The organism is Pseudomonas sp. PS01300 (assembly GCF_029960155.1).
Classification (GTDB): Bacteria; Pseudomonadota; Gammaproteobacteria; order Pseudomonadales; family Pseudomonadaceae; genus Aquipseudomonas; species Aquipseudomonas palmensis.
The window spans coordinates 1-12,202 of sequence record NZ_JASCPN010000094.1 but is presented as its reverse complement, the minus strand read 5'-3'; the positions used below and the strand labels follow the sequence as shown (position 1 = coordinate 12,202).

The window sequence follows — 12,202 nt, the reverse complement described above, 5'->3', positions numbered from 1 at the left end:
GCGTTGCGCTGCCCCGGGGCGGTAGTGACGCAAGGTACGGCGGCGTCAGGGCGTGGCGGGCTTCTTCGCGGTACGCGGCTTCTTTGCCGGGTCGGGCTTGGCCGCAGGGGCCGGCGGCTTGGCCTTGGACGCGGCGGCGCCGGGCTTTGGCTTGGCGCCAGGGGCTACCGGCGGTGCGCCTGGCGGGGTGGTACGGGGCTTGCGCGGGGCGGCCTTGGGCGCAATGGCCTCGGCTTCGGCCAACTTGCGTGCCATCTCCCAGTGACGCTCCTCCTGGCCTTCGGGTTTACCTTCCGACTCCCAGATCTGGTAGGCGAATTCGCGGATACGTTTTTCCTCAGCACTCATCTCGACGCTCCTGATGACTCAGTCTGTTCTATGAAGAGATTGACGGGGAAGGCTTTGAGCGCAGTGCTCAGCCACAGCTCGTTAGAGGGTGTGACTGCGCCCTGGGCGAAAAGTCCCGTGCAATTGGCAGCGCACAAGGCGAACGGTAAAAGCACACGGGTATCGTCCCAGTTCTGTGCCGGGATCAAGGGTTGCGTGGCGTTGCCCAGCAGGCCCGAGGCCAGCCGCGGCACCACCACCACCGCACGTTGCGCCTCGCCGATACGGGCAAAGGCGAGCACCCGCTCGGCGTGTTTGCCGCGTACCTCCAGAGGTTGGTAGCGGCCGTGGCGAAACAGCTCGGGGTAGGCCCGGCGCTGCTCCAGCACCTGGGCGATCAGGGCCTGCTTGACCCGCCCGTCCTGCCAGTGCCCGAGCAGTTCGGCGGGGGGCAGGCTGTCGTCCAGGGCCTGGCGGCGCGCGGCGTAGTCCACCGCGCGGCGGTTGTCCGGGTCGACCAGGCTCAGGTCCCAGCATTCGTTGCCCTGGTACAGGTCGGGCACCCCCGGCACGGTCATGCGCAGCAGGCTCTGCACCAGGCTGTTGAGCGCGCCCGGGCAGGCCAGGGCCTGCGCCGCCTCGGCCACCGACTGGCGCAGCTGCTGGCATTGCGGCTCCAGCAGCAGGGCGTCGATGAAGCGTGCGCAGGCCTGCTCGTAGACCTCGTTGGGGGCGCTCCAGCTGCTGCGCAGCTTGGCCTCGCGCAGGGCTTTGCGCTGCCATTGGCGCAGGCGTTCGGCGTAGCCGCGCAAGGCGTGGGTGTCATCGCAGCGCAGCGTCATCGGCCAACTGCCGAGCAGGGTCTGGTACAGCAGCAGTTCATCACCGGCACTCGGTGCCACGCCATCGGCCAGTTGTGTGCGCAGGGGCCAGGCCAGTTCACGCCACAGCTCCACGCGCTGGCAGAACCAGTGGCTGCGTTCGCTGATCACCGCCAGGCGTGCGCGGCAGTCTTCGCCACGCTTGTGGTCATGGGTGGCGGTGGCCAGCAGGTTGTCGGGGAAGTGCGCCAGGCGTTGCTGGCAACTGGCATGGAAGGCCTCGGCCGGCGCGCTGAAGCGCTCGGCGTCGAAGCCCACGTCGTTGCGCGACAACAGCACCGCCGAGCGATAGAAGGCGGTGTCTTCGACGGCCTTGGCGGCGGTGGGCGAGGTCAGCTGCTGGAAGCGCACGCAGGCGTGGCGCAACTGCTTGCGCGCCCGCCCCGGGCCCAGCTCGCGCCAGGGCTGGCCGCCCAGCCAGCGCTGCAGGTAGTCCAGCAGCGGCCAGTCGGCTTCGCCCAGGCTCGAACGCGCATCGGCCAGGGCCTGCTGGAAGAACCCCTCGTCCATCGCCGGGCGCCCGCAGGCATTGATGTAGGTGCGGTACACCGGGTAGTGCTCCACCAGCGCCTGCAACGCTCGGCGGATGGCGCCCAGGGTCAGGTCGCGGCTCATGATGTCGTTGCGCGCCACCTGCAGCAGGGCCTGGGCCACCGATTCGAAGTCGCCGGCCAGGCTGGCATTGAGCACCAGCTGGCGGGCCAGGCGCAGTTCCTCGACGAACGCCGGGCGCTCGCTCAGGTCGTGCCACAGCGCGGTCAGTTCGGCTTCGCCCTGCGGGTCATGCTGCAGCAGCGAGACCTGGTTCATGAATTCGTAGCCGGTGCTGCCGTCCACCCGCCAGTCGTCGTGCAGGCGCTCGCCGGGGCCGAGGATCTTCTCCACGTAGATCGGAAAGTGCTCGAGCGCAGCGCTCAGCGGCCGGCGTGGGAGCAGGCCGTCGACGCGTCGGCGCAGCTTGCGGCAGTAACCGCGTGGGTCGGCCAGGCCGTCGATGTGGTCGATGCGCAGGCCGTCGACCAGGCCGCGCTCGATCAGCTCGAACACCTTGGCATGGGTGGCCTCGAACACCGCCGGGCGCTCCACGCGCAGGCCGCCCAGCTCGTTGACGTCGAAAAAGCGCCGCCAGTTGATGTCGTCACCGGCGGTGCGCCAGCTGGCCAGGCGGTAGTGCTGCTGTTCGAGCAGTTGATGCAGGTGCTCGAAACCGCTGGGGGTGCGCCCGTCGAAGGCGGCCAGCACCTGTTCGATGGCCTGGCCGATGCGCGACTCGCGGGCCAGTTCGGCCAGGGCCTGGTGCACCGCCTCGACGTTGGCCGGGGCGTGGCGCTGGCCCTCGAAGGCGGCAAAGCGTGCCCCCAGCTCGCTCAGCTCGGGGTGGCCGCTGACGCACAGGATGCGCGCATAGTCCGGCGGGCTGATCGGGAAGCGGTGCTCGTGGTGCTCGATGTGAAAGCGCCCGTGGCGGGCGTCGAAACGCAGCGGGATTTCCCCGGCCTGCAACACCGCGCCATAGTCGCTGGCCAGGAACGGCAACAGCAACTGGCCTTTGAGCAACGGGTCCGGCGAATGCCACTGGATGTCGAAGAACTCGGCGTAGGGGCTGCGCCGGCCCCAGGCCAGCAGGTCCTGCCACCAGGGGTTGTGTGCGCCGCCCACGGCCATGTGGTTGGACACGATGTCCAGGATCAGGCCCATGCCGTGCTGGCGCAGCGCGGCCACCAGGCGTTCCAGCGCCGCCTCGCCACCCAGTTCGGGGCTCACCCGGGTCGGGTCGACCACGTCGTAGCCGTGGCGCGAACCGGGCCGCGCCTGCAACAGGGGCGAGGCGTACAGGTGGCTGATGCCCAGCCGGGCGAAGTAGGGCACCAGCGGCACCGCATCGTCGAGGCTGAAGTCGGCATGAAATTGCAGGCGCAGTGTGGCGGTGAGGCTGTTCATCGGTCACGCTCGAAGGCTTGTTCACGGGCCTGGGCCAGCAGCTCGAGGCGTCGCGCCGCATCGCTGTCGTCCAGCAGCTGTGCGGCGGGCAACGCGAAGCGGCGGCGCCAGTTGGGGTGGGTGTCGACGGTGCCGGGCAGGTTGGGTTGTTCGTCCACGCCCAGCAGGTCTTCCAGCGGTACCAGCACCAGCGGCGCGCGGGTATGCCCGAGCAGGCGCAGGCTGGCGTCGATCAGGGTGTCGGCTTCGCTGCTGGTGTCGCCGTAGCTGCTGTGCAGCAGGCGACGCAGGCCCTGGATTTCATGCTGGCGGCTGTCGCGCCAGTCGCGCTCGGTGATCGCGTCGATCGCCCCCAGGCGCTGGCCCCAGTCGATGTCGCGAGCCTGCAGCCAGCCTGCCAGCGGGGGCAGGTCGTGGGTGCTGGTGGTGGCCAGGGCGTTGTCGGGCCAGTCGAGGATGGGGGTGAACTGCCCGGGCGGGTCCTGCTCGAACAGCAGCACACGCATGCCCAGGATCGCGCGGGCCGCGAGCTTTTCGCGCAGGCCTTCGGGCACCGTGCCCAGGTCTTCGCCGAGCACGATGGCCTTGTGGCGCACCGACTCCAGGGCCAGCAGGCGCAGCAGGTCGTCCAGTGGGTAGTGCAGGTAGGCGCCTTCGCTGGGGGCGGCGCCCTGGGGGATCAGCCACAGGCGCTGCAGGCCCATCACATGGTCGATGCGCAGGCCCCCGGCGTGGGCGAAGTTGGCCCGCAGCATCTCGATGAAGGCGCGGTAGCCGTTGCGGCGCAGGCCCTCGGGGGAGAATGCGCAGATGCCCCAGCTTTGCCCTGATCGGTTGAGGATGTCGGGCGGGGCGCCGACGTGCAGCTCGGCCAGCAGCTCGTCCTGGCGGCTCCAGGCCTGGCTGCCGGTACCGTCGGCCCCCACCGCCAGGTCGGCGATCAGGCCCACCGCCATGCCGCTGCCGCGCGCCGCTTCCTGGGCACGCTCCAGGCTGCGCGCGATCAGCCACTGGCAGAAGGCATAGAAGCCGATCTGCTCGACGTGGTCGGCGGCAAACGCGGCAATCTCGGCGCTGCGCGGGTCGAGCCAGGCGGCCGGCCACTGGCGCCAGTCCTGGCTTTCGCCGCGTTCGGCGGCGGCATCGAGCAGCGCTTCGAAGCGGCAGTGGTCTTCCAGCGCCTGGCCGCCGGCGTGGCGAAAGCTGTCGAAGTCGGCGCGCTGCGGTTGCTCGCCCTTGATAAAGCCCTGGTACAGCGCCTGCAATATCTGCTGGCGTGCCCCGGCCGCCCGTGGCCAGTCGATCAACGGCAGGCCTTCGAGCTGTTCGAGCTGGGCCTCAAGGCCCAGGGCCTGGACCGTGATGCGCACCGTGCGCTCGTCGATCACCGCCTGGGGGCTGGCATACAGGCTGTTCAGAAACAGCCGGCTGGACGGCGAATAGGGGCTGTAGCTGGGGTGGTTGCGGGTGAACATGGCGTGCACCGGGCTGATGGCCAGGGCCGTGGCGCCACGCTCGGCGGCGCTGCGTGCCAGGCCCTCCAGTGCCAGGCAGTCGCCCAGCCCGCCGTCGCCCGGGCGGCGCAGGCTGTACAGCTGGGCACTCAGGCCCCAGCACCGTGGGTGCGGGGTGCCCAGCGCATCGGCCAGGCTGTAGCACTGCGCCGGGGCCACGGCCAGGGTGAAGGTGGTGGCGTCGATATGCAGCTGGTGATACCCCAGTGGCAGCCCTGGCGGCAGCAGGGCCTGGGCATCCAGCTGCAGCTGCTGGCGGGTGCCGTCCTCGTGCTGCACCTCGCAGCGGCTGTTGGCCGCGAAGTAGCGCGACAGGTCCAGCGGCTGGTGCTGGTCGACCGTCAGCAGTGGCGGCAGGTGACGGGAATCGTGGGCTTTTTCCAGGGCCTTGAGGCTGTTGGCGATGGCGATGTCGTCGGCGGCCGGGTGGCCAAGGGCGGCCAGGATGCGCCGCAGGACCGGTTCGCTGACACGCTGGGCGCGCCCGTTGGCGTCGATCCAGTCCACCGCCAGGCCAGCGCGTTCGGCCAGTTGCAGCAAGGGTAGGTCAGGCATGCACAGGCTCCGTGGGGCAGGAAGGGGTCAGGCTCACCACGCAGCTCAACGGCGGCAGGCAGGGTGGGCCCGGGGGCAGTTCGCAACTTTCGAACAGGTGCCGCTCGCGGGCCGGCAGGTCCAGGGCCAGTGGCTGCTGGCCGAGGTTGAGGTCGATGCGCAGCTCGCTGCCATCGCCCAGTTGCCAGCGGGCGCTCACGCCCTGGCCGTCGACCACCTGGGCGCCCAGGGCGCGGGTGCCCGGCAGGCGCGGGATGATGTGCTGGTGGCGCAGGTACAGCAGGCGACGGTACAGCGCCACCCACTGCTCGCTGTCCTCGCCCCATTGCGGTTGCGAGTCGAGGAAGGTCTGGGCGGCGTTCGGGTCGGGGATGCGCGCCCGTTGCTCGGGGTCGGCGAAGGCCTTGAACCCCTTGAACTCGGCGCGTCGGCCTTCGCGCACGGCGGTGGCAAGGTCGTCGTGGTGATCGGTGAAGAACAGGAAGGGCTGGCGGCACCCCCAGTCATCGCCCATGAACAGCAGCGGGATCATCGGTGCCAGCAACAGCAGCCCGGTGGCGGCGCGCAGGGCCTGGGGCGGGCACAGGCGCTCGAGCCGCTCGCCCAGCGCGCGGTTGCCGATCTGGTCATGGTTCTGCAGAAACAGCACGAAGGCACTGGGCGGCAGGTGGCCGCTGGCTTCGCCACGCGGTTCGCCGTTGCGGTCCGGCTGGCCCTGGAACACGAACCCCTGGCTCAGGCAACGCGCCAGCTTGTTCAGCGGCGCCTCGCGGTAATCGACGTAGTAGCCTTCCTGCTCGCCGGTCAGCAGCACGTGCAGGGCGTTGTGGCCATCGTCGTTCCACTGGGCGTCGTAGCCCTCCTGGAGCAGGTGCGCCTGGTTGCGCTCGTTCTCGAGGGTGAGCCACACCTGCCGGCCCGGTGCGGTGCTGGCGCGCACGCGGCGGGCCAGCTCATGCAGAAAATCAGGGTCGTCGATGGCGTGCACCGCATCCAGGCGCAGGCCGTCGAAGCGGTAGTCGTGCAGCCACATCAGGGCGTTCTCGATGAAGAAGTCGCGCACCTGGCGGCGGCGAAAATCGATGGCCGCGCCCCAGGGCGTATGCCGGTCTTCGCGAAAGAAGCCCTGGGCATAACGGTGCAGGTAATTGCCGTCGGGGCCGAAGTGGTTGTACACCACATCCAGCAGCACCATCAGCCCCAGCGCGTGGGCCTGGTCGATCAGCGCCTTGAGTTGCTGCGCGGTGCCATAGCTCGCTTGCGGGGCGAACGGCAGCACGCCGTCATAGCCCCAGTTGCGCTGGCCGGGAAACTGCCCGATGGGCATCAGCTCGATGGCGGTCACGCCCAGTGCGGCCAGGCGCGGCAGGTGCCTGGCCACGCCGGCGTAACCGCCCAGCAGGCCCACGTGCACTTCATAGATGACTGCCTCGTGCCACGGGCGGCCCTGCCAGTCGGGGTGTTGCCAGGCATATTCGGTGCCCAGCACCTGGCTGGGGCCGTGCACGCCGTCGGGCTGGGCACGGCTGGCCGGGTCGGCGACCGACAGGTCGCCGTCGATACGGTAGCGATAGCGCGTACCGGCCGGGCAGGGCAGGCGCAGCACGAACCAGCCGTCGTCACTACGCTGCATGGGTTGCGGGGCGGCGTTTTCACATTCCACCTCCACCTGCCGGGCATCGGGCGCCCAGAGGGCGAAGCGGGTGGTGTGGCTGTCCAGCATCACGGCCCCGTGGGTCGCGTGTTCCTGTGACCTGAAGGGCATACGGCAGTTCTCCTCAGCCTGCGTTGAGCGTGGCGCGCGTCACCAGTTCCTCGTACAGGTGGGCATAGGGTTCCACGGCCTGACACCAGTTGAATGGCTGGGTCATGGCCAGGCAGCGCATGGCATTGAGCAGGTGTTTCTTGCCGTATACGTAGAAGGCCCGCGAGAGTGCTTCGCGGTAGCTCTCCACGCTCGATTCGTCGAACAGAAAGCCGGTGACGCCATTCTCGATGGTGTCGGCCAGGCCGCCGGTGTTGCGCGCCACCGGCAGCGATCCGAAGCGCTGCGCGTACATCTGGCTCAGGCCGCAGGGCTCGTAGCGCGAGGGCATCAGCAGAAAGTCGCTGCCGGCGAACATGCGCCGTGCGTCGGTCTCGTTGAAGCCGATGCGCACCCCCACGCGGCCCGGGAAGCGGCTGGCCAGCTCGCGCATGGCTTGTTCTTCCTCCGGTTCGCCGCGGCCGATGATGGCGATCTGGCCGCCCTGTTCGACGATGTACTCGGCCACCCCCAGGGTCAGGTCCAGGCCCTTCTGGTACACCAGGCGCGAGACCACGGCGAACAGCGGGCCGGTGGAGGGCTCCAGCTCGAACAGCTCGCGCACCTGGCTGCTGTTGGCCGCCTTGCCTTCCCAGTCGTTGATGCTGAAGCGGTGGGTCAGGTGGGTGTCGGTGGCCGAATCCCAGCTTTCGTCGATGCCGTTGGGGATGCCGCTGAGCAGGCCCTGCTGCGCCTTGCTGCCAAGAAAACCGTCGAGCCCGCAGCCGAAGGCCGGGGTGGTGATTTCCCGGGCATAGGTGGCGCTGACCGTGGTGATGTGGCTGGAGTAGGCCAGGCCGGCCTTGAGAAACGATAGCTTGCCGTAGAACTCCATGCCTTCCTGTTGCAGGGCGTGTTCGGGAATCGCCAGTTCCGGGCAGCAGCCGCGGCTGACCACACCCTGGTAGGCCAGGTTGTGGATGGTGAACAGGGTGGGGGTGTTCAGGCCGCGCCAGTGCATGTAGGCCGGGGCCAGGCCGGCAGGCCAGTCGTGGGCGTGCACCAGATCGGGCTTCCAGTGCACCATGCCCTCGCCCGCGGCGATTTCGGCGGCGGCCAGGCCCAGGCGGGCGAAGCGGATATGGTTGTCGGGCCAGTCACGGCCATTGTTGGCGCCGTAGGGGGTGCCTTCGCGCTGGTACAGCTCGGGGCAGATCAGTACATAGATGACCAGGCCGTCGGCCAGGTCCATGCGCCCGATCTTGCACGGGGGCAGTGCGGCATGGCCGCCCAGCTCGCCCACCAGGTGGATCGGGTTGTCGCTTTCGAGTACCTGCGGGTAGCCGGGGATCAGCACGCGTACATCGTGCAGGTGGCGCATGGCGCGGGGCAGGGCGGCGGAGACGTCGCCCAGGCCGCCGGTCTTGACCAGGTCGGCGATTTCCGAGGTCACGAACAGCACCTTGCGCTTGTTCGGGTTGCGCCGGGTATCGAGGGCAGGGGCCTTGGCTGTCGTGACGATCTGGGCAGCACGCACCTGCGCGCTGGTATCCGGGTTGAAATGTTCTGCATGAGGTTCGACAGCGGCGCTGATCATACTTGTCTCCGTCCCTTGTTCTGCGGGCGTATCCCACCCGCTGCATGTCTGTACTGTTGTTCTCGCTATGTCATGTGATGCGGTGAAACGCCCCGGACACACGTGCAAGCGCTACGCCAGCCGGCGCTCCTGCCGATGGCGTGCTGACGAGTGGGGGGTGGGCTGCGCCTGGGTAACCAGAGTCGTTGGCCTACTTAGTTGCTGACCTACCGGGTTTGCAGAAGTTTCGACTATTTTCGATCGAGTTTTCCGGACGGTATCAGGTCGATTGAACAGTGTAGGAGAGGGGCGGGATAAATGTGACCCGTTGGTCATGTTTTGTGAATTGGCCGGCACAGGGGTGCACCGACAGCGAGCGTGCACCGCTCGAAGGTGACCCCCGATGGTGCACGTGCCAGCCCGGCTGGCGAAACCGGCGCGGTGGGTCTTCAGCCGCTCATCTGCGCAATCAGTTGCCACAGGCGCTCATCGTCGAAATTCTTCACCACCAGCTGCGCACCGGCCTCCAGCAGTACCTGCGGCGCCTGGCTGGTCGACAGGCCCACGGTAAGGATCCCCGCGCGGCTCGCTGCCGTCACGCCCGGCACCGAATCCTCGAACGCCAGCGCATGGTCTGCCCTGGCCCCCAGGCGCTCCAGGCCGGTGAGGTAGGGCAGGGGATCGGGCTTGGCCCGTGCCAGTTCCTCGGCCACCAGCACATGCTCGAAGCGCTCGGCCAGGCCCATGGCTGCCAGCATGTGCTGCGCATTGGCCCGTGGCGCATTGGTGACCACGGCCATGCCGATGCCGCGGCGCTCGGCATGCGCCAGCAGGCGTTCGAGGCCGGCAGTGGGCTGCAAGGTCGGCGACAGCGCACGAAAGCGCGCCTCCTTGCGGTCGGCGAATGCCTCATGCTCGGCCACCGGGCGCCCGGGGAACAGGTAGCGGCACATGTCGGCGTTGGCCCGGCCACTGACGTGGGCGTCGAACTCGGCCTCGCTCAGTTCGCGGCCCTGCTCACGCAGCAACTGCTGCAGTGCCTGCAAATGCAGGGTATCGGTGTCGGTCAGGGTGCCATCGAGGTCGAACAGCAGGGCTTCAAGCATGGGGCGCGGTTTCCATTGCACGGCGGGCCATCATAACCATTTTGCCGTGGCGATCAGCGGGGCTGGTCAGATAAACCCGAAAAGAGTACAAATGTGCTCCATGAACAGACTATCGCCCAAACGTGCCGCCATCCTGACCTTCATCCGCGACCGCATCGCGCAGCAAGGGCAGCCCCCGAGCCTGGCCGACATCGCCCAGGCCTTCGGTTTTGCCTCGCGCAGCGTGGCGCGCAAGCACATCCAGGCGCTGTGCGAGGCCGGCTTCATCGAGGTCACCCCCAACCAGGCGCGCAGCATCCGCCTGGCCGGTGCGCTGCGCCGCCCCGAGGTGCTGGAGATCCCGGTACTGGGCCAGGTGGCCGCCGGCCGCCCGATCGGGCCCGACGTGGACATCCACGAACAGCTGATGCTCGATGCGCACCTGTTCAGCCGTACCCCCACCTACCTGCTGAAGGTGCGCGGCGACTCGATGATCGACGACGGTATCTTCGACGGCGACCTGGTGGGCATTCACCAGCAGCCCGATGCCCGCGACGGGCAGATCGTGGTGGCCCGGCTCGATGGGGAGGTCACCATCAAGCGCTTCCAGCGCGCAGGCGCGCACTACCGCCTGCTGCCGCGCAACCCGGCCTATGCACCGATAGACGTGGGGCCCGAACGCGACTTCGTGATCGAAGGGGTGTTCTGCGGCCTGTTGAGGCGCGACTGATGGGCGCGGTGGTCAGCCTCGACGGGCTGCTCGACGAGCGTCGGGTCTGGAAGGGGCGCCCGCTGGCCCAGCCCCGGGGCCTGCAACCCACCGGGCATGCCGCGCTGGACGCGGTGCTGCCCGGCGGCGGCTGGCCACCGGGTGCGCTCAGCGAACTGCTGCTGGCTGCCGAGGGCGCCGGCGAGCTGCACCTGCTCTGGCCGAGCCTGGCGCGCCTGACTGCCAGCGGCGAACGGGTGGTGCTGGTGGCGCCGCCGTTCATTCCGTACCCGCCCGCCTGGCTGGCAGCCGGTGTCGACCTGCGCTGGCTGTCGCTGATCCAGGCCTCCCGCGTCGAGGCCCTGTGGGCCGCCGAGCAGTGCCTGCGCTCGGGCAGTTGCGGCGCGGTGCTGTGCTGGCCGCAGCAGGTCGACGACCGCGCCCTGCGCCGCCTGCAGGTGGCTGCCGAAACCGGCCAGACCCTGGCCTTTGCCTGCCGCCCGCAGCAGGCGGCACTCAACCCGTCGCCGGCTGCGCTGCGCATTGCCGTCGACCTGCACCCGGCGCAGTGGCGGGTGCTCAAGTGCCGTGGCGGGCTGGCCCCGGCCACCCCGATCGCCATGGCCGGGCGAGGGTGATGGGCGATGCTGTGGGCCTGCATCCTGCTGCCGCAACTGGCACTCGACAGCGTGCTGCGCGGTCGCGACGACCCCCAGGCACCGCTGGTGCTGCTCAGCGGCCCGGCGCAGCGGCGCGTGTTGCAGGCGGTCAACCCGGCGGCCCGGGCCCTGGGGCTGCGCGCCGGGCAGAGCCTGAGCACCGCGCAGGCGCTGGCCAGCAGTTTTACCTGCGTCGAGCATGACCCGGCGGCGGTCGAGCAGTTGCAGCAATTGCTGGCCGCCTGGGCCTACCAGTTCAGTTCGCAGGTCAGCCTGCATTACCCACGCACCGTGTTGCTCGAAGTCGAATCCAGCCTGGGCCTGTTCGGGCCCTGGCCGCTGTTCGAGGCTCGCCTGCGCAAGGAGCTGGGCGAGCTGGGGCTGCGTCATCGCATCGTGCTGGCCAGCAACCCGGTGGCGGCGCGCATGCTGGCCAACGCCCATGACGGGCTGGCGCTGAACGACCCCCAGGCCACCCGCGCCGCCCTTGCGCAGATGCCCGTGGACCGCATCGGCCTGCCGGTGGAGGCCGCCACGGCCTTGTCGCGCATGGGCCTGCGCGACCTTGGGCAGGTGCTGGGGTTGCCGCGCGATACCCTGGCCAGGCGTTTTGCCGCCAGCGTGCAGGTGCACCTGGATCGCCTGCTGGGCCTGCGCCCCATGGCGCTGGCGTGCTACCGGCCGCCGGACCGGTTCGAGGCGCGCCTGGAACTCAACTTCGATGTGGAGTCGCACCAGGCGCTGTTGTTTCCGTTGCGCCGGCTGATTGCCGACCTGGCGGCGTTCCTGGCCAGCCGTGACGGCGGCGTGCAGCGTTTTACCCTGCACCTGGAACATGCCCGGGGCGTCGCCACGCCGGTGGTGGTCGGCCTGCTGGCCGCCGAACGCGAGGCGGGCATGCTGTTCGAGCTGGCACGCGGGCGCCTGGAGCAGTTGAGCCTGCCCGCACCGGTGCGCAGCGTGCGCCTGGTGGCCGACGACCTGCCGGCGTTCGTGCCGCAACCGGGCGAGCTGTTCAATGCGCGGCCCCAGCAGCAACAGGGCTGGGAGCAACTGCGCGAGCGTTTGCGTGCACGCCTGGGCGATGAGAGCGTGCGGGCTGTGCAGGCTTTTGCCGACCACCGCCCCGAGTGCGCCTGGCAGGCGGCAGGCGGCGCCCCGCCGCTGGCCCGTGCGCCGGGCGGGCCGCCGCGCCCGGGCTGGCTGCTGGC

Annotated in this window: 9 protein-coding genes; 3 read left to right on the top strand and 6 right to left on the bottom strand. The window is 69.4% G+C overall.

Translation table 11 applies throughout. The features are described from left to right. Positions 1–45 precede the first annotated feature (45 nt). The 6 genes from QMX96_RS25440 to QMX96_RS25415 form a co-directional block, all read right to left on the bottom strand. Positions 46–348 carry a DUF2934 domain-containing protein gene (locus QMX96_RS25440; protein ID WP_043862952.1) on the bottom strand — a complete coding sequence of 101 codons (303 nt, stop codon included), beginning with the start codon at positions 346–348 and terminating at the stop codon, positions 46–48. After that, a complete protein-coding gene (locus QMX96_RS25435; RefSeq protein ID WP_282362656.1) occupies positions 345–3,149 on the bottom strand; it encodes a malto-oligosyltrehalose synthase in 2,805 nt (934 codons plus the stop codon). The genes QMX96_RS25440 and QMX96_RS25435 overlap by 4 nt, the downstream gene beginning before the upstream one ends. Continuing rightward, positions 3,146–5,218 carry a 4-alpha-glucanotransferase gene (malQ, locus tag QMX96_RS25430; RefSeq protein ID WP_054915393.1) on the bottom strand — a complete coding sequence of 691 codons (2,073 nt, stop codon included), beginning with the start codon at positions 5,216–5,218 and terminating at the stop codon, positions 3,146–3,148. The genes QMX96_RS25435 and malQ overlap by 4 nt, the downstream gene beginning before the upstream one ends. After that, positions 5,211–6,983 carry a malto-oligosyltrehalose trehalohydrolase gene (gene treZ, locus QMX96_RS25425; RefSeq protein ID WP_043862949.1) on the bottom strand — a complete coding sequence of 591 codons (1,773 nt, stop codon included), beginning with the start codon at positions 6,981–6,983 and terminating at the stop codon, positions 5,211–5,213. Before treZ ends, malQ begins: the two co-directional genes overlap by 8 nt. Positions 6,984–6,996: 13 nt before the next feature. Then, on the bottom strand, positions 6,997–8,559 hold the full coding sequence (glgA, locus tag QMX96_RS25420; RefSeq protein WP_058541106.1) for a glycogen synthase GlgA: 1,563 nt from the start codon (positions 8,557–8,559) through the stop codon (positions 6,997–6,999). Positions 8,560–8,987: 428 nt separating this feature from the next. Continuing rightward, entirely contained in the window at positions 8,988–9,644 is a 657-nt protein-coding gene (locus QMX96_RS25415) for an HAD-IA family hydrolase (protein WP_054915391.1), read from the bottom strand. A 91-nt stretch (positions 9,645–9,735) separates the two neighbouring features. Between QMX96_RS25415 and lexA the strand changes: the two genes are divergently transcribed. The 3 genes from lexA to QMX96_RS25400 form a co-directional block, all read left to right on the top strand. Continuing rightward, complete coding sequence (gene lexA / locus QMX96_RS25410) at positions 9,736–10,353, top strand: transcriptional repressor LexA (RefSeq protein ID WP_196932376.1); 618 nt, start codon at positions 9,736–9,738, stop codon at positions 10,351–10,353. Beyond that, on the top strand, positions 10,353–10,970 hold the full coding sequence (imuA, locus tag QMX96_RS25405; RefSeq protein ID WP_043862945.1) for a translesion DNA synthesis-associated protein ImuA: 618 nt from the start codon (positions 10,353–10,355) through the stop codon (positions 10,968–10,970). The genes lexA and imuA overlap by 1 nt, the downstream gene beginning before the upstream one ends. Before the next feature lie 6 nt (positions 10,971–10,976). Further along, a partial coding sequence (locus QMX96_RS25400) for a DNA polymerase Y family protein (protein WP_282362655.1) occupies positions 10,977–12,202 on the top strand: 1,226 nt, incomplete at its 3' end.